Raw genomic sequence first — 20,965 nt, 5'->3', positions numbered from 1 at the left:
GAATAGTACCGATCCCCGGCCGAGTGAATCAGATGAGGATCGCAGAGAGATCTTTACCTATCCGTAACACAATCGTTTGCGACACACGTTTGCGGCAATCGATTGTGTCGTGCAGAATAGCGTCTAAGGTTCGAATCCGAATCACCCAAAGGAGTGTCATTCGTGGCGAAGGTCATTATTATCGGTACTGGCGGCACCATCGCGTCGACCGGCGATCCTCGTCGCGGCGCGGTCGCGACACACTCCGGCAGCGACCTGGTCGCCGGGCTCGCCGGTCCTCACGACATCGAGATTCGCGACCTCATGACGGTCGGCAGCTACCAGCTGTCCCTTGCGCAGATGCGCCACATTGCCGAGGCGGCGTCCGCCGCGGCCGCGGAGCCGGGCGTCGCGGGCGTCGTTGTGACGCACGGCACCGACACGATGGAAGAAACGGCGTATCTCACGTCCCTCTACTACGCGGGGCGATCGCCGATCGTGTTCACGGGAGCGCAGTTCGCCGCCGACAACATTGCCCCCGACGGCCCGCGGAACCTGCGCGACGCGATCGAGTTCGCGGCGGCGGTCGAGCTTCGGGGAACCGGCGTGGCCGGGTCGCCGGGGCGGGGCGCCGGTGTCGGCATCGCGTTCGGCGGTGATCTGCTCGCTGCGCGTGGCACGCGCAAAATGCACAGCATCGACCCGAACCCGTTCGCGGGCGGGGTGCTCCTCGCTCGTCGCAGTGCGGGCGGCATCGCGGTGCACGCGACGGCCCGCAGCGAACCTGCTCCGCTCGCCGCTGATCCGGCATTCGATCGACTGCGCGTGGAGATGGTGATGAGCTACCCGGGCGCCGATCCCGCGCTGTTCGAGCACGCGGCGGCGCACGCTGATGCCGTCGTGCTCGTCGGCACCGGCGTCGGCAATGCCGCGCCCGGGTTCGCCGAGGCGGTCGCGCGTGCGACCGATCGGGGCACGCCAGTGGTGCTCGCCAGCCGGGTCGCCGCCGGCCCGATCTCACCGATCTACGGCAACGGCGGTGGCGCCGATCTCTTGCGGGCCGGAGCGATCTCTGCGGGCGAGCTGAGTGCTCCGCAGGCGCGCATGCTCGCCGCAACCCTGCTCGCGCAGCCAGACTTCACCACTGTTCACGACCTTCGCACCCGATTCGGTCGCCACGCCTCGTAGCGGCGCGGGGACCGATCCAGACCCCCATCCCTTTCACCTGAAATCGCACAAGGAGAACCACAATGTCAAAGAAGATCATGGTGTCCATCGGCATCGACGTCGATGCAGTCGGCGGCTGGCTCGGATCTTACGGCGGCCAGGATTCGCCGGGAGATATCTCGCGCGGCCTGTTCGCGGGCGAGGTCGGCGTGCCCCGGCTGCTGAAGCTCGCGCAAGACCGCGAGATCCCGGTGACCTGGTTCTGGCCGGGGCACTCGATTGAGACCTTCCCCGAGCAGTTCGAGGCGACCGTCGCCGCGGGGCACGAGGTCGGCGTGCACGGCTACAGCCACGAGAATCCGATCGCGATGACGCGCGAGCAAGAGACCGAGGTGCTCGATCACTGCATCGAGCTGTTCGAATCGCGCACCGGAAAGCGCCCGGTCGGCTACGTTGCACCGTGGTGGGAGTTCTCGAAGGTCACGAACGAGATCTTGCTCGAACGCGGATTCCTGTACGACCACTCGCTCATGCACAACGATCACACTCCGTACTACGTACGCGTCGGCGACACGTGGACGAAGATCAACTACGACGCCGCCTCCGCGAAGGAGTGGATGAAGCCGCTCGAACGCGGGGTTGAGACCGACCTGATCGAGATTCCGGCGAGCTGGTACCTCGATGACCTGCCGCCCATGATGTTCATCAAGGGGAGCGCGAACAGCCACGGGTTCGTGAGCCCGCGCGACGTCGAGACGCTGTGGCGCGATCAGTTCGACTGGGTGTACCGCGAGCTCGACTACGCAGTGTTCCCGATCACCATTCACCCCGACGTCAGCGGACGCCCGCAGAACCTGCTCATGCTCGAGCGGCTGCTCGACCACATCGGCCAGCATGACGGCGTGGAATTCATGTTCATGGAAGACGTCGCCCGCGACTTTGCTCACCGCTTTCCCCGCGCCTAGCGCTCGCCCGTTTACTCAGATCTGATTGTTCGAAGAGGAACCCATGTCTCAGAACACCACGACAAAACCGGGCTCGACGCACTCCGTCGAGCCGTGGAACGTCGTCATCACCAAGTCAACCATCACCCAGGTGTCGATCGTCTGCTTCATCGCTTGGGTCGCGTCCGTCTACGACTACACGCTGTTCGGCACCCTGCTTCCCGTCATCGCTGAAGACTTCGGCTGGACGACGGCCGAGATGGCCGCCGTGAACACCTACGCGACCATTGGCGTGTTTGTCGTGTCACTGTCGATCGGCACGATCCTCGACCGACTCGGCCGCAAGCGCGCCCTCATTCTGCTGATGATTGGCGGCGCGGTCGCCTCCGGCTTCACCGGGCTCGCTGCCGGCGCGGCGAGCCTCATCATCATTCGGGCGTTCTCTGGCTTCTCGATGTCTGAGGAGGTCGTGAACGCGGTCTACCTGAACGAGATCTACCGCAAGGTCAAGAACCGCGGGCTGATGTACGCGCTCGTGCAGGGCGGGTGGCCCATCGGCGCGCTCGTCTCGGCTGGGCTGTCGGCGCTGCTGCTCCCGATCATCGGCTGGCGATGGAGCTTCGTCGTCGCCGGCGTGCTGTCGATCGTCGTGGTGCTGCTCGCCTCGCGGTTGCCAGAATCGCCGACGTTCGCTGCCATGCGCGAGGTCAAGCGCCGCCGCGAATCCGGCGATACTGCCGGTGCCGCGACACTCGCAGCAGAACACGAGCTCGATGAGAACGTCGGGAGCTCCGGCGGCCTGCGCGAGGTGTTCGGGCCGGGCCTGCGTAAGCACACGATCGCCCTCGCGCTCGCATGGTTCGCCAACTGGGTCGGCATTCAGATCTTCTCGGTGCTGGGCACCACGGTGCTCGTCGAGGCGAAGGGCATCTCGTTCGACAACGCACTGCTCGTGCTCGTGCTCGCGAACGGTGTCGGTTTCGTCGGCTACGTCTTCCACGGCTGGATCGGCGACAAGATCGGCCGCCGCCTGACCGTGATCCTGGGGTGGACGCTGGGCAGCATCATGAGCCTGATCATGCTCATGGGGCCGAGCCAGACCGGATTCATCTACGTGATGTACGCGCTCACACTGTTCTTCTTGACCGGCCCGTACGCGGCGCTGCTGTACTACATGGGCGAATCGTTCCCGGCGCACGTCCGCGGAATGGGCACCAACGTTGCCCACGTGATGGCGCCGGTGGGTGGCATCACCGGTTCGGCACTGCTCGCGATCATGCTCTCCGCCGGAATCTCGGTCGGCGTCGCGGCCGTGCTCACCGGCTCACTATTCATGCTGCTCTCTGGCGTGGCGATGATGTTCACGCGCAGGGTTGGGTCGAATGACGAGGGCGCGAATGCGGGCGCCAGCGAGGTTTCGGAGGTCGCACGATGACCGCACGTGATGATGGTTTGGAAGGCAAGGTCGCGGTCATCACCGGCGGCGCGAGCGGGATCGGGCAGGCGCTCGCCGTCGCCTACGCCCGCGCCGGCGCGCACTCGGTCATCGGGGTGTACCCGGGAGACCCGTACGGTGCGGCAGATACGATCCAGCTCGTCGAGGCGGCCGGTGGCCGCTGCGTCGCTGTCGAGATGGACGTGCGTCACACGTCGGGCACCGACGCCCTCGCTTCAGCAGCGATCGATTCGTTCGGTCGGCTCGACATCGCAATCGCTGCGGCGGGGATTCTGCGTCGTCAGTCGCTCGAAGAAATGACCGACGATGCCTGGGACGACATGCTGCAGGTCGACCTCGCGGGTGTGCTGCGCACGTTCCGGTCGTGCGCCGCTGTGATGGCCGGGGCGGGCGCGATGGTTGCGACCTCGTCGATCGCCGGCGGCGTCTACGGCTGGGAGAATCACAGCCACTACGCCGCGTCGAAGGCGGGCGTGCTCGGCATTTGCCGCTCGCTCGCGGTCGAACTCGCACCGAGAAAGATTCGCGTGAACGCCGTGATTCCCGGCCTGATCGAGAGCCCCCAGTCGCTCGACGGCAAAAATTCGCTCGGCAAAGACGGGCTAGAGGCAGCTGGACGCATCATTCCCTGGGGTCGCGTCGGCAACGTTGACGAGGCCGCGCGCGTCATCCGGTTCTTGACCTCCGACGACTCGGCTTACGTGACCGGGCAGCAGCTGATCGTCGACGGTGGGCTCACTGTGCGCTGGCCGAGTTGACCCGGCCGCCGTGCGCTGATTCCTCGCTGATGTATTTCCGAACCGACAAGCAAAAGGACCGAAATAATGGCACAACTCAGTGATCGGGTGGCGGTTGTCTACGGCGCCGGTGGCGGCATAGGTGCCGCGATCGCGCGACTGTTCCACGCTGAAGGAGCGACGGTCGCGATCGTCGAGCTGCGCGAGGAGGCACTCGAACGCACCCTCGCCGAGCTCGTCGGTGGGACTCCAGTAAGCGGGCACATCGCAGACATTTCAGACGCCGCATCGGTGGAGGCCGTGACAAACGAGATCGCGGCCCGCCACGGCGGTATTGACATCGTGGTGAACAGCGCCGGGATTCTCGACGAGACGTCCGTGCTCGAGATGACCCCGGCCGCGTGGGAGCGCACGATCGCGGTCGATCTCTCCGGCGCGTTCTACACGTCGCGGTACGCGGCGCCGCACCTGATCAAGCGGGGCGGCGGGCGCATTATTAACGTCGCGTCGCAGCTCGGTATTAAGGGCGGTACGGGGCTCGCGCACTACGTGGCGGCGAAGGCCGGTGTGATTGGTCTCGGCAAGGCGCTCGCGCTTGAACTGGCTCCGCACGGGATTCTCGTCAACACGATCGCGCCCGGCCCGATCGAGACGCCGCTGATCTCCGGGCTCTCCGATGATTGGAGGGCGGCGAAGCGTGCCGAGTTGCCGATCGGTCGTTTTGGGCGGCCCGAGGAGGTGGCGCCGACCGCGCTGCTGCTCGCGGCGTCCCCGAGCGGCGACCTGTACACGGGGCAAACGCTCGGCCCCAACAGCGGCGATGTGATGCCGTAGGGATTCGAGCGGAGTCCCGGCAGAGAGGAGGGGGCGGATCGTGTGTGGAGCTTGCCCGGGAGGCGCGCGCTTGAGCGCCGCAACCCTGCAATTAAATGAGTTGTGGGGTGGGCGGGGCGGCGCGGCGCGCGCCGCGCGCGAGCTGGAGCGCCTCAGTGGCGGCCGGCTAAGGATCGCGGTGTTCGGCGACGGTTGGACGGTAGCACTGCCCACGGGCGGGCTGCGCTCGGTGACATCATTCGAGGATCTCGTCGAAGCGTCGGCCCCCTACATCGACCGCCCCCGACTCGCAGCAGAGGCGTCGGCGCAATCTGCCGACGCCTCTGTCGCTGCCGCCCCCGCCCACCCCCTCCTCCACCTCATCACCAAACACCTCCCACCCCACCCCACACCTCCCTCCCCACCCCTCCCACCCAAACCCGAGCGGGGTAACTTGTGAGGGGTGTCGCACGGCCAACACCCCCTAATAGTTACCCCGCTCCGGAGAGGCGGCGGGGAGGGGAGGGGCAAGGCGAGGCGGCGGCTCAGCGCGGGCGTAACGCAACGCGGCACAGCGACCGCGCGTGAAGTATGCTCGATGCGCGGATTGCCGGTACGCGGTGCGCGATTCATGAGGAGGAGCATCTGATGGCCACGCCGCCAATTCACCCGGAGCCCGGAGCGGATCCTGGAGCGGATCCCGGAGCGGAGCCAGAAGCGGCACCCGGATCGGCGCCTGCCCGCGAACCTGCCCGCACCCAGGCCCGCGGACGCCGCCCTCAAACGACGTCTCGCAAATGGAACGCCGGAACCTGGGCCGTGCTCGCGGCCGGCGTCGTGCTCGTGCTTCTCGCCGGGGCGGGCATCGTTGTCGCGGGCGCAGAGGCGCGCGCCCACGGGACCGGTGACGCGGCGAAGGTCGCGGAGAAGTTCGTCGCATCTGCGACCACCGCGGAAGACGACGCGTGGCGTGACCTGTCGAGCAACCGGATGCGAAATTCCACCCTCGACCGCTCCCCGCTTCGACTTGACGAGGCCACCATGCAGGCGCTCGACGTCACCATGTCTGCCAGGGCTGGTGAACCGCGATTCGTGCGCAGCGCGCAGGTCGACGAGACCGTCGATGAACAGCAGGCGGACACGGCTTTCGTGATGATCGACCTGAAGTACTCGTACACCACGTTCGGCAGCGACTTTACCTTCGCGATCCCGCAGCAGCTTTGGCTCACCCGCCCGTTCTACTATGGCAACGACACCCCGGATCGGGCGGACGCCGATCGCACTCCGACCGCAATCGGACCGTGGCGAGCGACGGCCCTTTCGTCGCCGCAGGCCTCCGGCGCGAATCCCGGAATGGGCCAGACGCCCGCGAAAACCACCCTGAAAACCACTGAGCGCGGTGGCGGCACAACGTGCTCGAGCGTCGGCGGCGTCTTCGCGCAGCTCTCGAACGCAGCACGAACCAACGGAGAATTGAAGTCCGATTGCTGGCTCAGGGAGGATGGTTCGTCAGTGATTGGAGATGACGTGAATCTCGAGCTGCTGGCGAAAGAGTTCCCCCTGTTCGACGCGTCGCACGTCCCCGAATCGTCCTTCAAGCTCCGCACCCCGCTCGAGGGAAATCCGCTTCTCGCGCAGTACCCGATCAGTACATCGGACGGCGATTACATCGTCACACTCGGAGCGGCGAGTGTCGGAGGCGCGATGATCACGTTCGATGATTACCACCTGCGGATCCTGGGCATTCAGAAAGAGGTCGCGCGATGAGTACGAAAGCACTGAGACTCACGATCGCCGCGGTCAGTTTTGTCATCGCTGCGGTCCTCGTGAGCGTGGCTATCCTGATTGCCTTCCCGCAGCGACCCGAAGCGGGAGCCGCGGCTGATTTCGCGACCGCGGTCGACTCCGAACCGTGGGGCACAGACGCCGGTTACGACGAGTTCACACTCTTCGAGGCGGCCTGGGCCGACATGAACGACGCGATGCGGGCGGGCGACCGAGAGGCATTCCTCGCATTCGCGGAGGGTGATGCCGCCACGCAGCTCGCGCAGTGGTGGGATCAATCGAAGGATCTCGGCTGGGAAGACGGGTACATCCAGCCGTTCACGAACGACGACGGGACCCAGGAGGCGCTCGTCGGCCTCGAACTCCCGTTCACCGCGGCGCCTGTGCGCAGCAGTGGCCGGTCCGACGCGGGACAAAAGTTGCTGCACGGCAGTTACTACACGATCAAGACGAGTGGTGAGGGGGCGGATCTCAAGATCACATCGTTCTCACCGAAGGGCGCGCCCAACCCTTGGGACGACGGCCCGTTGTATGTCCAGAAGCGGGCCCACGTCGTGCTGTTCGGATTGGAATCCGAGCGGGCGCTCGTCGACGCCAACATCGATAACGCGGAGGATGCAGCCGTGCTCGCGCTCGATACGGCCGAGCAGCTCGGTGCAGAGATCCCGCAAGACGGATTCCTGTCAGCGATTACCGATGATCCTGATCGCTTCTCGGAGTGGGCATTTGGTCCCACAGAGCCATCGGTGATCAAGGCCGCAGCGGTCGCGCGCCCGACGGTGCGCCCGAGTCGTCCCACCGATCTCATCGAGCCCGGGGTCGCGACGGGTCGTGAGAACTCGGGGAGTTACGTGGTCGCTGGGCCGGGCTCCGCTGACCAGTTGATCCCGACCTTCGTTCATGAGTTCGCGCACGTGCTGCACTTCGCGGCCGTTCCCGACTCCGGAACGTTCCGATCGCCGGCGGTACTCGAGGGCTTTGCGCGGTTTATGGAAACCAGATCGGGATCAGAACGCCGCGATCTCGTCACGCCCGCCGTGAAACAGCTCGTCGGTGAAGCGGGGGAAGATGCGTTGGCGGATGCGCGGTTCGACTCTGCGGATGCGGCCGCCGCCTACGACGCGGCTGGCTCGTATTACGAGTTCGTCGCTGAGAGTGGCGGTGACCCCTGGGCGCTGGCGGTCGCAGCGAAGCGAGAAGATGCCGGGTTGGCCGTGCTGGGATCGCTCCCGATGGTCGGAGCAAAGTTGGATCCGGCGTTCTCCGCCGAAAACTGGATCGCCTGGGTCGCCGCCCACTAACCCTCACCCATCCTCACCCACCCACTCACCCCCACCCCACCCTCCCCACCCAAACCGGAGCGGGGTAACTTGTGACGGGTGTCGCACGACCAACACCCCCGAAGAGTTACCCCGCTCCGGTTTGGGTGGGGTGGGTGGCTGGGTGGGTGGGTGGCGAGAGCAGGCGGGTGACGCGTTAGGCGTGCTCCGCGCAGGGTGCGCCCTCGTGCGCCGCGCACACGACGAAGCGGTTGCGGCAGGACGCGTCGGCGCAGTCCGACACCGTGCTCGACTGCGCGCCGCACACGCGACACTCGCCGATCACCGCGGCGCCCGGCGCGAAGTCGATCGACTCGCGGCCGTCGAACACGGCGAGCGACCCCTCCCAGAGCCCGTCATTGCCGAACGCCTCGCCGTACTTCACGATGCCGCCGTCGACCTGGTAGACCTCGCCGAAGCCGCGCTCGAGCATCGCCGCCGACAGAATCTCGCAGCGAATGCCGCCCGTGCAATAGGTGACGACGGGCCGCCCTTTGAGCTCGTCGTAATCGCCGGCATCGATCTGCTTGATGAAGTCGTGAGTGGTGCGGGTGTCGGGCACCACGGCTCCGCGAAAGCGCCCGATTTCTGCCTCCCACGCGTTGCGACCGTCGAAGAAGACGACGTCGTCGCCGCGCTCAGCGACCAGATCGTTGACCTCCTGGGGTGACAGGTGAGTGCCGCCACCGACGACACCGTCGGCGTCCACGCGGGTCTCGGCGGGAATGCCGAACGCGACGAGCTCGTCGCGCACTCTGACGCTGAGCTTCGGAAAATCTGCGATGCGCTTCCAGCGGGGCCCACGGTCGACGCCGTGCAATCGCTCCTCGGGGGTGCCGTCAAACGCCGTTCCCGAACTCCACTTCACTTCGAGGCCAGCGAACGGTCCGAATTCACGCGTGCGCCGCAAATACAGCTTGCAGGCGTCGAGCTCGCCGCCGACAGTGCCGTTAATGCCGTGCGGGGAGATGATGATGCGCCCGCGCAGCCCGAGCGATTCGCACAGTTCACGCTGCCACAGCCGCACGGCCTCGGGGTCTGCGATCGGGGCGAACACGTAGTACAGCAGAATCTTGGGTTCACTCACTCGTCAATCGTACGAGCAACTCGCTGAGCCCGTCGCCTTGACATTGACGTTACGTCAAGTTCTATCGTGGAGCCGAACGCAGACGCACACCCAACCGCAGACCCAAAACCCAACGCGACCATCGACCCGAAAGGAGCCCCATGCGCTCAGCTCACGCCGCACGGCCCGCACACCTCGCGACACCCTCGCCGCGCTTACGCAGCGTGCAAGAGGTCGCACAAGCCTCAGGCACGACGTCGCGAACGCTGCGCCACTACGACAGCATCGGGCTCGTGCCGCCCACAGAGATCGGCAGCAACGGCTACCGCTACTACGACGACCGCGCGCTCGTGCGCCTGCAGCGCGTGCTGCTGCTGCGCGAACTGGGTCTCGGCCTCGATGCGATCGGCAGGGTGCTCGCTGAGCAAGACACACAAGCGGCGCCGGATCGCGGGGCCGCATCCGCCGAGGCCGACATATTGCGAGCACACCTCGCCCTGCTGCACCAGGAGCAGCACCGCCTCACCGCCCAGATCGGCGCGGTGGAACGCACCATCGCAGCGCTGCAGAGCGCTGCTCACACGACAGGAGATCTCATGTCCGAGAACATGTTTGACGGATTCGATCACACGCAGCACCGCGAAGAGGTCGAGCGACGCTGGGGAACTCGCGCCTACGCCGACAGCGACCAGTGGTGGCGCGGTCTCGGCGGAGACGAGCGAGCGACCTGGCAGGAGCGCACGGCGCAACTCTCGGCCGCGTGGACGGTAGCTGCGGAACGCGGTACCGATCCGACCTCAGCCGAGGCGCAAGATCTCGCCGCGAGGCACGTCGCCTGGCTGCGCGGCATCCCGGGCACCCCGGCCACGGACCCGAACGGTGACATCGCGGGCTACGTGCGCGGACTCGGCGAGATGTACGTCGCCGACGAGCGCTTTGCGGCAAACTATGGCGGAATCGCGGGCGCAACTTTCGTACGCGACGCGCTCACTACCTACGCCGAGCGCGAGCTCAGCTAGCCGTATCGAGGAGGGTGCGTGCCGAAGCGTACGCGTCCTCTTCTTCGCGCTCGGGCACGTCAAAAATGCGACTGGGTCCGCGGCCGGCGTTGTCGGCGCGCCACCCGGGAGCACCGTCGCGCGCGAGCGCGAGCAGCGCGCCGTGCGCAGAATCGGCGATGGCCTGCGGCGGATGCGGCCCCGCTACTCGTTCGACCCCGGGCTCGGCGAGCCGGTCGAACACGAAGGGCACGTCAATGCAGTGACCGGCGAACACCGGGGCTGGCGCGCCGGTCGACGTCATCTCACCGGCGTCGGCGTGCCAGGCAAAGCGGTAGCTCCAGGTGTCACCCGCGCCCGGCGCTGCGCTCCGGGCCGCTGCGATGCGCGGCACCCACGCCCGAAATACGGCGTCCGTGGCATAGCGGCCGACGAGCACAACGCTGCTGGCGGTCGAAAGCGATTCGGGATCAGCGAGCCACCGATCCGCCACCGCTGGTGTCGCCCCGAGCGCGCGCAACAGGGCCCGCCTCGGCGCGTGGTCGAGGATGGGGCGCGGGGTGAACAGGCCGACCAGTTCGTCGTCGGCGGTGCCCAGCACGAGGGGCACGTGGGCGTTCGCACCGGCGGTCACGCCGGTAACGGTGTCGTGCGGAACGATCTCGCCGTCAGCGAGCGGCCCGATCATCAGCCCATCACGCAGCAAGCCGTGCAGGTCCCGAATAATGCGCGGTGCAGCGGGCACGGTGATCTTGCGCTGCAGCTCAAGGAGGCGCTCCTCACTCAGTGCCGAAATGCCGGCGAGATCTGCGCTGACGCCCGCGAGGCGGGCAAGATGGTCGGTGCGTTCGGCCGCAGCGCTCACCGACGGTGCCGCGACCGCCGCCGACATTGCGTAGCCCGCGCAGAACAGTCCGCGCGCCGAGGGAACGCCGAGCAGGGTGAGCACCGCCCCGCCGCCTGCCGACTGCCCGGCGATGGTGACGCGATCCGGATCGCCACCGAATGCCGCGATGTTCTGCTGCACCCACTCGAGTGCGCACACCCAATCGAGTACGCCGCGGTTCGGGGGCGCGCCCTCGATCCAGCCGAAGCCCGTGAAGCCCAGCCGGTATGAGATGGTGACGCACACCGCACCGTGCACCGCGAACGCGCGTCCGTCGTACCACGGGCTCGCGGGTGAACCCGACACAAAGCCGCCACCGTGAATCCAGACGATCACGGGCAACCCTGCGCCGGCGTCTTCGCGCACCCCAGCCGCCGCGGCCGCTGCTGTCGCAGTCGCCGCCACTGAAGGCGCCGGTGTCCAGACGTTGACGCTGAGCGTGTCGTCGCCGGCGATCGAGTGCTCAGGAATCAGCGTGATGCCGGTCTCGCCCCGCTGCGGCGTCGGCCCAAACTGAGTGGCGTCTCGCACGCCACTCCAGACCGCGCGGTGCACCGGCGCGGCGAATCGCAGCTCACCGACCGGGGCCTCGGCGTAGGGAATGCCTCGAAAAACCGCAACTGGTTCGCCGCCGGACTGCCACGGATCAACCGATTCCCACGTGCCGCGCACGGCTCCGGCCACGGTGCGCACGATGGGCGCGGGCCGGCTGCCGAGGTCGCTCGTGGCCATGGTGCGAGCTACGCGCGTGACTGCTGCTGGGCGAGTTCCTGGGCCTGCGCCTGCGTCAGATCTTGGGCGAGCTGCGCGTCGTCAATGCGCTGCTGCTGTTCGGGCGAGCGCACGAGCGGGGGAACGACCTCGTGCTGGTCGTTCACAATCACCACGTCGTGATCGACGTGGTTGACCATCGCGTGCACGGCGTCGATGAAGTCTTGGCGACGAATCGCGTCGAGTACGCGGGCGTGATCGCGTTCCATCTCGGCGCCGGTCGCGACGTTCGCGAGCCGGCCGCGGTGCTCGGGGGTGCGGAGGCGATCGTTGATGCCCGCGTAGAGCGCGGCGAGCAGCCGATTCTTGGCCGCGTCGAAGACGAGGCGGTGAAAGCGGCTGTCGAAGGCCGTGTCGACGTCTCCGGCGAAGCCGAGCACGGGGCAGCGGGTGCAGCCGACCTCTTCGACGGCTGCGCGTTCGAGCGCAGCGATGTCTTCGTCGGTGCGGTGCAGGGCGGCCTGCTGGGCAGCCTCGATTTCGAGTGCCCGTCGGTAACTCAAGATCTCTTCGAGTGTGAAGTCGGTGAGAAATTCATTCAGCAGTGAGCTGGTCGGAGCGGCAGAGCGCACGAACGTGCCACGCCCGGGAAGCGTCTCGAGCATGCCGATGCTGGCGAGCGACCGCACCGCTTCGCGCACCGTCGAGCGACCGACACCGGTCTGCTCAGCGAGCTCTGGCTCAATGGGAATCCGACCGCCGACAGGCCACTCGCCGGTCGTGATCTTGCGACGCAGGTAGGCGAGCGTCGCGCGTGCTCGATCTGACCCAGTGGTCACTGCCATGGTCGCTCCGATTTCGTGGGGCGCGGGGTGCGCCGATGCCGAAAACTCAGTATATCGAGCGCGTGGGTTGGCCGCCCGAGCGTTGCCGCCGTGCGGCCGCGGGTACTTGACCGCTGTGACGAGACCTACAACTCGACCTCGCAGTTTGCCCCGCATTTCGAGCACGCAACACAACGGCTCGGTCACGAAGCGGCCAGGGTTTGCGCTCCTGGGTGCCCCGCGGTCTACGATGCTTGGATCGGCAGTTGTTCTCGCCGACTCGCTCAGTTCGCCGAAGCACTGACCCGGCGACGCCCCTTACGAAGGATTCGATACCCATGCGACACACCTCGTTCCGACGCCGCGCACTCGCGATCGCCGGTCTCACCGCAGCAGCCGCGCTCACCCTCAGTGGCTGCTCATCATCATCCGATTCAGCGGGCGGCGACGATGCCGCAGCGAAGTCCGTAAAGATCGGCATCAGCCAGTTCGTGCAGCACCCCGCACTCGATTCGGCAACCGAGGGCTTCAAGCAGGCCTTCATCGATGCGGGCTACGTCGAGGGTGAAACGGTCACCTTCGACGAGCAGAACGCCAACGCCGAGCAGGCCACCGCCGTGACCATCGCGCAGGGCTTCGCCACCTCCGACAACGACCTGATTCTCGCCGTTGCCACTCCCGCCGCGCAGGCAGCCGCCCAGGCAATCACCGACAAGCCGATCGTCTTCACCGCGGTGACCGACGCTGTTTCGGCTGAGCTCGTCGACTCGAACGATGCCCCCGGCGGCAACGTCACCGGCACGAGCGACCTCGCGCCGCTCGATGAGCAGCTCAAGATGCTGCAGGAGATCGTGCCCGATGCAAAAAAGGTCGGCATTGTCTACGCCTCAGGCGAGGTGAACTCTGAGGTGCAGGTCAAGGCCGCAGAGGCCGCTGCGAAGGATCTCGACATCGAGATCGTCACGAAGACCGTGACCACCGCCAACGACATCGCGCAGGCGACCGAGGCCCTCGGTGATGTCGACGCGATCTACGTGCCGACCGACAACCTCGTTGTCTCGGGCATCTCGTCGCTCGTGCAGGTCGCCGAGGAGAAGAAGATCCCCGTGATCGGCGCAGAGGCTGGCACCGTCGAGGGCGGCGCCGTCGCGACGCTCGGCATCGACTACACCGACCTGGGTCACCAGACCGGTGAGATGGCCATCAAGATTCTGAAGGACGGCGCTGACCCCGCTGAAATGCCAGTCGAGGTCTCGAAGAGCTTCACCTACGTGGTGAACCCGGGCGCCGCGAAGCGCATGGGCGTCGAGATCCCGAAGGACATTCTCGATCAGGCGGAGACCGTCGAGTAATTCGGGTCTTACCCGAATCCACGACACGAACAGAAAGACCATCGCATGATCGGCGCGCTCGAACTCGGCCTCATTTACGGGGTGATGGCTCTCGGCGTCTACCTGACGTTCCGAGTGCTCAATTTCCCAGACCTCACGGTTGACGGCAGCTTCACCACCGGCGCCGCCGTTGCGGCCGCGCTGATCACGAACGGTCAGAACCCCGTCCTCGCCACCCTCGCGGGTGGCGGGGCGGGGGTCATCGCCGGCATTATCACCGGCCTGCTCCACACGAAGGGCCGCATCGACGGGCTGCTTTCGGGCATCCTGACGATGATCGCGCTCTGGTCAATCAACCTGCGCATCATGGGCACGGCGAAAGAGGGCACGGCGGTCGCCGCGAACCTGCCGCTGCTGCGCGCAGAGACAGTCTTCACTCCGCTGCGCGAGGGTGATCTGCTCGGCACCTGGGGCGGCGTCGCCATCATCTTGCTCGCCGTGCTCGTGCTCAAAGTGATCGTCGACTGGTTCCTCTCGACGAACCTCGGCCTCGCGATCCAGGCCACCGGTGACAACGGCCCGATGATCCGCAGCTTCGGTGTCAGCACCGATCGCACCACCATCTTGACGCTCGCAATCTCGAACGGTTTCGTCGGGCTGTGCGGGGCGCTCGTTGCGCAGTATCAGGGCTTTGCTGACATCAGCATGGGCGTTGGCCTGATCCTCGTCGGCCTGGCCTCGGTGATTCTCGGCCAGGCCATCTTCGGTCAGCGTTTTATTTGGCTTGCGAGCCTCGCCGTTGTGCTCGGCGCGGTCATCTACCGCCTCATCATCTTCTTTGCCCTGCGCGCCGGGCTCGACCCGAACGACATGAAGCTGATCACGGCGCTGCTTGTGATTCTCGCGCTGTTGCTGCCGCGCTGGGGCTTCCTCCGCAAATTCCCGTCGCTGCGTCGTTCGGGTGGTCACGTCGTGATCGCACCGGCGACGACTGGAGCGCCTGCCGCGGAAGCGGCTGATCCCGCTCCCGCGGCGTCCGTAACGCAGCCAGCCGACGCGCCCTCGGGCCCCGACACCACCGCCGGAAGGTAGCCGCATGCTCACCATCGACCGCATCGAAAAGACCTTCTTCCCCGGCACAGTCAATGAGCGCCGTGCCCTCGGTGGTCTCAGTCTGAAGCTCGAAGAGGGCGACTTCGTCACCGTCATCGGCTCGAACGGTGCTGGTAAATCCACGCTGCTCAACGCCATCTCGGGTCGCTACAGCGTCGATTCCGGCAGCATCGAAATCGACGGTCAGCGCGTCAACAAGCTCAAGGAATTCCAGCGCGCCAAGTTCATTGGTCGCGTATTTCAGGATCCAATGGCGGGCACCGCGCCCGACCTCACGATCGAGCAGAATCTTGCTCTCGCTGAGCGTCGGGGTCAGAGCCGCGGGCTCGGGATCGCGCTCAGCCGCACGCTGCGCGATCGTTTTCGGCAAGAGCTGACCTCGCTCGAACTCGGCCTCGAAAACCGCCTCACGGCCAAGGTCGGTCTGCTGTCGGGCGGGCAGCGGCAGGCGCTATCGCTGCTCATGGCGGGGTTTACGCACCCGAGCATTCTGCTGCTCGACGAGCACACCGCAGCGCTCGATCCGCAGCGCGCAGCACTCGTCACGGAACTCACCGACCGCATCGTGTCGCAGGGCAAGCTCACGACGCTGATGGTCACGCACAACATGGAACAGGCGCTGCGCCTGGGCAACCGCTTGATCATGATGCACGAGGGCAACATCGTCTTCGAGGCTTCGGCCGAGCAAAAGCAGCACCTCACCGTGCCGGGTCTGCTCGCGGAGTTCGCGAAGATCAAGGGCGCTCAGCTCGACGATCGCGCGCTTTTGGCTTGATCCGCTGGCGGGAGGTCAGCGCCTCGGCGCGCGCTCCCGCGAATCCGCGGTGACCCTCATACAGTGGGGTCATGGCAGCTGAACCCATCGCCCCGACGTCGGTGTGGGACGGCGTGTCCGATCGTTCCGAGTTGCTCGCGAGCGAGTGGATCACGGCGCTGCGCAACCGCGCTCCCGGTGCAACGCTCGAACCGCGCAGCTCAGCCCTCCTTGAGGGCCTGCGTCGTGATCCAGACAGCTTCGAGTTCACGCGGCGGCTCCTCGAGCTCGTCGCGGGAACGGAAGACGCGTTCGCCTCAGCGCTCGGCCTGCACGCGATGTCGCAGGAGGTGCCCGATTCAATGCCGGCGCGCGATCGCTTCGCGGTGCGGGCGGGCGGCGCGACGTCGCTCGGGCTGCCGTGGGCCGTGATGCCGGTCGCTCGCCGGTGGCTTCGGGATCGCGTCTCCGGTCTCGTGCTCGCCGCCAAACTGCCGGGTGGCGCCGGCAGCACCGCCCTGGGTGACGCACATCGCAGCTACGTCGATGCGGGGCTCAAGCCCGTCACGCGGCCGCTCGGGGACGGCGTGCACGGCCGAGTGGGCGCGGCGCGAGAAATCGAGCGCCTCGTGACGCTCGCAGCCCACTCGACCATTGGTCACCTGGTGGTCGACCCGCAGCGGATTGCACCGGGCGGCACCGAGTGGTCGTTTGACGATGACGTCGCGCGAGCCGCTGCCGCGCTCGAGCCGATACTGCGGGCTTCGGCGGAGCACGGCACCACTATTCATCTCGAGGCGCGCGACGTGCGTTGGGCGCGCATGCTCCCGGAGATCGCCGTGCGAGCGCTCGTTGACCCGGCACTCGACCGCGCGCGCATTGGCGTTCGCTTGCTCGCCGAGCTGCCCGAGTCGCGGGAGCACTACGGCCGGTTGAGCCGGTGGGCGCAGCGCCGCGTCGCTGACGGCGGAGCGCCAGCCGAGGTGGTGATCGGGATCGGCGGTGTCGCGGGTGCCGAACGCATCGCCTCGATTAACTCAGGCCTGCCGGTGCCCGTGATCGAGGAACGAGCCGACGTGCTCGCGCAGTTGCTGCGGCTGCTGGAACTGGCGCTGCACCCGGGTCGGGCGGCCGTGCTGCGCCCCGTGCTCGCGACCGAAGAGGTGTGCGTACTGGCCGCCGCTGTCGCGCTGGCCGAGCAGCTCGGCTCGCTCGAACTCAGCGCGGTGCAGCTGCGCAGTGGCACCGCGCCCGGCCTCGCTGCGGTGCTGCGAGAGTCGCTGCCGGACGTGCGCGTCGCGATTCCCGTCGTCCCTCCGAAGGAGTTTGGCGGCGCTGTTGATCTGCTCGTGGGTGTCGCTGCCGAGGCGGCCGACCCCGAATCGGGCATCTCCCGACTCGAGGCACTCGTCGCCCGCAGCCCCGAGCAGCCCGACAGCGGCACCGGGTCGCTGGCGGAGGCGTGGGCCGAATTCGCGACGGCGGCGGCGCGCGCGTTCGAGCCGGCGCCGAGTTCGCACCGCACGCAGAATCGTGCGCGCGAGTGGGATCCGTCGGAGCGCGACAGTGCGCTGTTCTATCGAGCCCCCGACGAACCGGCCCGGTTCGAGACCGGCGGGCTCACGGCCGCGGTGCTCGGGCTGACCCGGGGCTCGACCGGCGAATTCACCCTCGAGGCGATCGCGCCGCCGCGCGCGATCCCGGCCGTCTCCGAGTCCGGATTCGCCAACGAGCCGGGCACCGATGCGACGGTTGCCGCCAACCGCGAGTGGGCCAGAGAGCTGCTCACCCACGCGGGCGAGCAGGCGCGCGAGCTTGACGAGGCGAACGAGACCATCGCCCTGTCGCCTGCAGATCTCGACCCCCAACACGTCGCCGACGAGGCGCGGTCGCGCGCCGAGGCCTGGTCGGCGCAGCCGCATCGCACCCGGGCCTCGCGGCTGCGCCGCTCAGCCCTCGCGATTGTCGCAGCGCGTGACCGACTGATTCAGCTGCTCGCCGCTGATACGGGCGCTCCCATTACAGAACTCGACGCAGAGGTTGACGATCTCGTCGACGCAGCCCGCTACAGCGGGCAGTTGGCGGAGGGGCTTGGCGCTGTGCGCGGCGCCACCTTTGTGCCGGAGCGGCTGGTGCTCGTTGTGGCCGACGCTCCTACTCCGCTTGCCGCCCAGGCGGAGGCCGTGTTCGCCGCACTGGGAGCGGGAAGCGGAGTGCTCTGGGCAGTGCCGCAGCGGCTCTACGCTTCCGCGGCGGCGCTCATCGAGGAGTGCGAGGTCGGCGGCCTGACCCCGGGAGTTGTGCGGCTTGAGCCCACCGTCGTTGGCCGAACCGTCGCCGAACTCGCGGCCCACCCCGGCATCGACCGCGCGGTCGTGCTGGGATCGCGTGCCGACGCACTCGAGCTCGCGCACCGCCGCCCCGATCTGCGGGTCGAAGGCTGGTTTCGTGCTCGCGGATTTGTGCTCGTGACCCCGTCAGCGGATCTCGACCGCGCGGTGGCCGACGTGATCGACTCCGCCTTCGGCCGGGCGCACGGCGGATTACGCGCCGCGCGCGGCGTGATCCTGCTGGGAAGTGTGGCACGATCGAAGCGTTTCCGCGACGGTCTCGCCGACGCCGTACGCGCGCTGCACGTGGGGGATACGGCGCGCGTTGACCCTGAACGTGCCGCCACTACTGGCGGCGATGCGTTCGACGGGCTCGATGTGCAGCTTGGCCCGTTGGCCACAGTGCCGACTGCTGCCGGGAGGCGTGCGCTCACCGAGCTCGCTCGAGGTGAAGAGTGGCTCGTGCAACCCGTGCAACTCGATGAAGAGGGGCGCGTCTGGAGCCCCGGCATACGCCTCGGGGTCTCGGCACACGCGTCATTCTGGGATGACGTCCGGGAAGTGCCGGTGATTGGCATCGCGACGGCACACTCCCTCACGGAAGCCATTGCGTTGCAAAACAGCGGTGGATCCGGCGGCGTCGCCGCGATCCACTCGAACGATGGCGACGAGATCGCTGTCTGGCTCGACGGCATCGACGCGGCCGCGCTGGCCGTCAACCTATCGACTGCCCACGCACGCGTCGAGCGTCAACCCGGCGGCGGTTGGAACGACGCTGGCATGGGTCTCTCGGGACTCGCCGGAGGCCCCAACCGATTGCTCGCGCTCGGCGCTTGGCGTGCGCGCGAGGGCAGTCGCAGTGACACCCTCCACCTGCGCGGGCTCGAGCCAGAGGTGCAGCAGTTGATCGAGACGCTGCAACCGCTGTTGCAATACGAGGCCTTCGACGCGCTCCGTCGCGCAGCGCTCGCCGACGCGCTCACCTGGCGCACGTCGTTCGGCATCGACCGCGATACGGTGGGGCTCGGCATCGAGCGAAATCTCGTGCGCCACCGTCCCGTAGCGACGCACATCAGGCTCGCCGAGGGCGGTGCCGTCGTCTCGCTCGCGCGGGTAGTCGCGGCGGCGCTGCTGGTACGTGCACCCATTACGATCTCGACGGGTGAGGTGCTGCCAGCCGAGCTCGCCGAATACTGCGAGCGGCGCGAGATCGAGGTATCGCTTGAGCGCGACGACGACTGGCTTGAACGCCTCGCGGTGTCAGGGCCCACGGCCGCCGACGGCTCGCGCGCGCTGCGTGTGCGGCTCATCGACGGTGATCGCGTGCGCGCTGCGGAATGGCTCGGCGGGCAGGATCGCGTTGCCATCTGGGCCGAGCCCGTGACTATGGCTGGTCCGGTGGAGCTGCTCGCACTTGTGCGCGAGCAGGCGATCTCGGCGCGGGCGCATCGGCACGGTCTCGCGGTGACAGTGCCCGGCCTTGACGGTTTGATCGACCCGTAGTCAGGGGAGCGGAGCCCTCATTACTCGGGTTGCGTCTTGCCCACGTGCTAGCCCAGGCGCATGGGCGTGTGGGGTATCCCGTCTTCTAGGTACTCAGGCCCGTTCGTTTCGAACCCGAACCGGGAGTACCACGCGACGAGGTGAGACTGCGCGTGAAGCGAGATCGGGTGGCCGGCGCACTGGGCAATGGCCTCCTCAAGCAGCGCTGCCGCAACACCGCGGCCGCGCCACTCGGGATCGGTGACGACCCGACCGATGCTGCGCAGGCCGGGCTCGGCGCTGTCTTCCGCGAGTATGCGCACGGTTGCTGCGATGTCGCCGTTGGAATCCTCAGCCCACACCTGCACTGTGCCGGGCTCAAGGTCGCGGCCATCGAGGTCGAGGTAGACGCAGTCTTGCTCAACGACGAAGACGAGCTGGCGAAGGGCGGCGATGCGATAGAACGTCGGGGTCGAGATGTCGGCGACGTGGGCCGAACGCAACGCGAGTCCAGGGTGAAGTTCAGTCATGCACTGATACTGCCACGGTCAGTCTTGGTCTGTCGCAGCGGTGTGAGATTCGATTTCCGTTCGAGCAACCGAGCCGCTAGGGTTGGTTCCTGGTCGCGTTCGCGTGGCCAATGGCGGGTTACCCGAGCGGCCAAAGGGGGCTGACTGTAAATCAGCTGGCAACGCCTACGGGGGTTCGAATCCCTCACCCGCCACAAGCAAGACCCCGACACTGTTGAGAGATCAGCGGAGTCGGGGTCTTTTTTGTGCTCTCGTGTCCCCTGGGTGTTTCGGGCGCTTGCATTGACCGTCTGACGGCAGGCGTCCGTGAACTGCGGGGCGTGGTTTCCCGCGTTCGCGCGGGAGTGGAACGGGGACGGAGCGGGAACGTCGCGAGACACGCCCGGGATGGGGGCTGCAGTTGCTGGAGGTGCAGAAAGTCCGTAATGTATTCCCTTGTCAGCAAGACGGAAAACGGCGCGAAAGCGGCCGAGTCCGGCTCAGACTTCGGCTCTCTTACGATCACCGAGAGCAAGACTTGCAAAAGTCTTGCAGGAGCGTGTAAAGTAAGAGACTCGATCTCACCGCAAGGTGGACACCCGCAGGGTGGTCCAGCTGGAGTGTTCAACACTCCCAGCGGTAGATGACAGTTACTGTTCGGAACCTCCTTGGTTGGGGGTGACGGGTGGTGTCTGGTCTTTGAGAACTCAATAGTGTGCACTTAAATTGTCTTATGCCAATTTAATTTATAATCCCCGACA

The 20,965-nt window shown here is 66.9% G+C and carries 16 protein-coding genes and 1 tRNA gene; 13 read left to right on the top strand and 4 right to left on the bottom strand.

Annotation, left to right across the window (positions count from 1 at the left end):
- The first annotated feature begins 162 nt into the window (after positions 1 to 162).
- The 7 genes from ACFWHR_RS00085 to ACFWHR_RS00055 all read left to right on the top strand — a co-directional run bounded on the left by ACFWHR_RS00085 (position 163) and on the right by ACFWHR_RS00055 (position 8,182).
- Complete coding sequence (locus ACFWHR_RS00085; protein WP_382446228.1) at positions 163 to 1,167, top strand: asparaginase; 1,005 nt, start codon at positions 163 to 165, stop codon at positions 1,165 to 1,167.
- Between the two features lie 62 nt (positions 1,168 to 1,229).
- Positions 1,230 to 2,111: a polysaccharide deacetylase gene (locus tag ACFWHR_RS00080; RefSeq protein ID WP_382446227.1), complete on the top strand. Its 882-nt coding sequence runs from the start codon at positions 1,230 to 1,232 to the stop codon at positions 2,109 to 2,111.
- A gap of 43 nt (positions 2,112 to 2,154) precedes the next feature.
- Positions 2,155 to 3,525 carry an MFS transporter gene (locus ACFWHR_RS00075; RefSeq protein WP_382446226.1) on the top strand — a complete coding sequence of 457 codons (1,371 nt, stop codon included), beginning with the start codon at positions 2,155 to 2,157 and terminating at the stop codon, positions 3,523 to 3,525.
- Positions 3,522 to 4,304 (top strand): SDR family NAD(P)-dependent oxidoreductase, encoded by a 783-nt coding sequence (locus ACFWHR_RS00070; RefSeq protein WP_382446225.1) that lies wholly within the window; start codon positions 3,522 to 3,524, stop codon positions 4,302 to 4,304. The genes ACFWHR_RS00075 and ACFWHR_RS00070 overlap by 4 nt, the downstream gene beginning before the upstream one ends.
- Before the next feature lie 66 nt (positions 4,305 to 4,370).
- On the top strand, positions 4,371 to 5,117 hold the full coding sequence (locus tag ACFWHR_RS00065) for an SDR family NAD(P)-dependent oxidoreductase (protein ID WP_382446224.1): 747 nt from the start codon (positions 4,371 to 4,373) through the stop codon (positions 5,115 to 5,117).
- A gap of 627 nt (positions 5,118 to 5,744) precedes the next feature.
- The gene (locus tag ACFWHR_RS00060; RefSeq protein WP_382446223.1) at positions 5,745 to 6,863 is read left to right on the top strand and encodes a hypothetical protein; all 1,119 of its coding nucleotides are present in this window, start codon (positions 5,745 to 5,747) and stop codon (positions 6,861 to 6,863) included.
- Positions 6,860 to 8,182, top strand: coding sequence for a hypothetical protein (locus tag ACFWHR_RS00055; protein WP_382446222.1), 1,323 nt, complete (start codon positions 6,860 to 6,862; stop codon positions 8,180 to 8,182). The genes ACFWHR_RS00060 and ACFWHR_RS00055 overlap by 4 nt, the downstream gene beginning before the upstream one ends.
- Before the next feature lie 175 nt (positions 8,183 to 8,357).
- Here ACFWHR_RS00055 and ACFWHR_RS00050 read toward each other — a convergent pair whose 3' ends face one another.
- Complete coding sequence (locus ACFWHR_RS00050) at positions 8,358 to 9,287, bottom strand: rhodanese-related sulfurtransferase (RefSeq protein ID WP_382446221.1); 930 nt, start codon at positions 9,285 to 9,287, stop codon at positions 8,358 to 8,360.
- Positions 9,288 to 9,427: 140 nt separating this feature from the next.
- Here ACFWHR_RS00050 and ACFWHR_RS00045 point away from each other — a divergent pair, with 140 nt between their 5' ends.
- Positions 9,428 to 10,285 (top strand): TipAS antibiotic-recognition domain-containing protein, encoded by an 858-nt coding sequence (locus ACFWHR_RS00045; protein ID WP_382446220.1) that lies wholly within the window; start codon positions 9,428 to 9,430, stop codon positions 10,283 to 10,285.
- Here the strand turns inward: ACFWHR_RS00045 and ACFWHR_RS00040 are convergent.
- Both ACFWHR_RS00040 and ACFWHR_RS00035 read right to left on the bottom strand, forming a co-directional pair.
- Positions 10,278 to 11,882 (bottom strand): carboxylesterase/lipase family protein, encoded by a 1,605-nt coding sequence (locus tag ACFWHR_RS00040; RefSeq protein ID WP_382446219.1) that lies wholly within the window; start codon positions 11,880 to 11,882, stop codon positions 10,278 to 10,280. The genes ACFWHR_RS00045 and ACFWHR_RS00040 overlap by 8 nt on opposite strands.
- Before the next feature lie 8 nt (positions 11,883 to 11,890).
- Positions 11,891 to 12,706, bottom strand: a complete 816-nt coding sequence (locus tag ACFWHR_RS00035) for a FadR/GntR family transcriptional regulator (protein ID WP_382446218.1) — start codon at positions 12,704 to 12,706, stop codon at positions 11,891 to 11,893.
- 317 nt (positions 12,707 to 13,023) lie between these two features.
- Between ACFWHR_RS00035 and ACFWHR_RS00030 the strand changes: the two genes are divergently transcribed.
- From ACFWHR_RS00030 to ACFWHR_RS00015, 4 genes are all read left to right on the top strand, one after another.
- Positions 13,024 to 14,037, top strand: coding sequence for an ABC transporter substrate-binding protein (locus tag ACFWHR_RS00030; RefSeq protein ID WP_382446217.1), 1,014 nt, complete (start codon positions 13,024 to 13,026; stop codon positions 14,035 to 14,037).
- Positions 14,038 to 14,082: 45 nt separating this feature from the next.
- A complete protein-coding gene (locus tag ACFWHR_RS00025) occupies positions 14,083 to 15,108 on the top strand; it encodes an ABC transporter permease (protein ID WP_382446216.1) in 1,026 nt (341 codons plus the stop codon).
- A 4-nt stretch (positions 15,109 to 15,112) separates the two neighbouring features.
- The gene (locus ACFWHR_RS00020; protein ID WP_382446215.1) at positions 15,113 to 15,904 is read left to right on the top strand and encodes an ABC transporter ATP-binding protein; all 792 of its coding nucleotides are present in this window, start codon (positions 15,113 to 15,115) and stop codon (positions 15,902 to 15,904) included.
- Between the two features lie 71 nt (positions 15,905 to 15,975).
- The gene (locus ACFWHR_RS00015) at positions 15,976 to 19,716 is read left to right on the top strand and encodes an aldehyde dehydrogenase family protein (RefSeq protein WP_382446214.1); all 3,741 of its coding nucleotides are present in this window, start codon (positions 15,976 to 15,978) and stop codon (positions 19,714 to 19,716) included.
- 47 nt (positions 19,717 to 19,763) lie between these two features.
- Here ACFWHR_RS00015 and ACFWHR_RS00010 read toward each other — a convergent pair whose 3' ends face one another.
- Positions 19,764 to 20,225 carry a GNAT family N-acetyltransferase gene (locus tag ACFWHR_RS00010; RefSeq protein WP_382446213.1) on the bottom strand — a complete coding sequence of 154 codons (462 nt, stop codon included), beginning with the start codon at positions 20,223 to 20,225 and terminating at the stop codon, positions 19,764 to 19,766.
- 112 nt (positions 20,226 to 20,337) lie between these two features.
- On the opposite strand from ACFWHR_RS00010, the gene ACFWHR_RS00005 reads away from it, so the two are divergent.
- A tRNA-Tyr gene (locus ACFWHR_RS00005) sits at positions 20,338 to 20,419 on the top strand.
- Positions 20,420 to 20,965: the final 546 nt, after the last annotated feature.

This window comes from Leucobacter sp. NPDC058333 (genome assembly GCF_042726155.1).
Classification (GTDB): domain Bacteria; phylum Actinomycetota; class Actinomycetes; order Actinomycetales; family Microbacteriaceae; genus Leucobacter.
The sequence above is the reverse complement of the archived record's forward strand: the minus strand, read 5'-3'. Positions and strand labels throughout refer to the sequence as shown.

Bases quoted from the DNA above. Each gene is read 5' to 3' on its own strand.
- ACFWHR_RS00080 (WP_382446227.1), top strand. From the start codon at position 1,230: ATGTCAAAGAAGATCATGGTGTCCATCGGCATCGACGTCGATGCAGTC.
- ACFWHR_RS00075 (WP_382446226.1), top strand. From the start codon at position 2,155: ATGTCTCAGAACACCACGACAAAACCGGGCTCGACGCACTCCGTCGAG.
- ACFWHR_RS00070 (WP_382446225.1), top strand. From the start codon at position 3,522: ATGACCGCACGTGATGATGGTTTGGAAGGCAAGGTCGCGGTCATCACC.
- ACFWHR_RS00065 (WP_382446224.1), top strand. From the start codon at position 4,371: ATGGCACAACTCAGTGATCGGGTGGCGGTTGTCTACGGCGCCGGTGGC.
- ACFWHR_RS00060 (WP_382446223.1), top strand. From the start codon at position 5,745: ATGGCCACGCCGCCAATTCACCCGGAGCCCGGAGCGGATCCTGGAGCG.
- ACFWHR_RS00055 (WP_382446222.1), top strand. From the start codon at position 6,860: ATGAGTACGAAAGCACTGAGACTCACGATCGCCGCGGTCAGTTTTGTC.
- ACFWHR_RS00045 (WP_382446220.1), top strand. From the start codon at position 9,428: ATGCGCTCAGCTCACGCCGCACGGCCCGCACACCTCGCGACACCCTCG.
- ACFWHR_RS00040 (WP_382446219.1), bottom strand. From the start codon at position 11,882: ATGGCCACGAGCGACCTCGGCAGCCGGCCCGCGCCCATCGTGCGCACC.
- ACFWHR_RS00035 (WP_382446218.1), bottom strand. From the start codon at position 12,706: ATGGCAGTGACCACTGGGTCAGATCGAGCACGCGCGACGCTCGCCTAC.
- ACFWHR_RS00030 (WP_382446217.1), top strand. From the start codon at position 13,024: ATGCGACACACCTCGTTCCGACGCCGCGCACTCGCGATCGCCGGTCTC.
- ACFWHR_RS00025 (WP_382446216.1), top strand. From the start codon at position 14,083: ATGATCGGCGCGCTCGAACTCGGCCTCATTTACGGGGTGATGGCTCTC.
- ACFWHR_RS00020 (WP_382446215.1), top strand. From the start codon at position 15,113: ATGCTCACCATCGACCGCATCGAAAAGACCTTCTTCCCCGGCACAGTC.
- ACFWHR_RS00015 (WP_382446214.1), top strand. From the start codon at position 15,976: ATGGCAGCTGAACCCATCGCCCCGACGTCGGTGTGGGACGGCGTGTCC.
- ACFWHR_RS00010 (WP_382446213.1), bottom strand. From the start codon at position 20,225: ATGACTGAACTTCACCCTGGACTCGCGTTGCGTTCGGCCCACGTCGCC.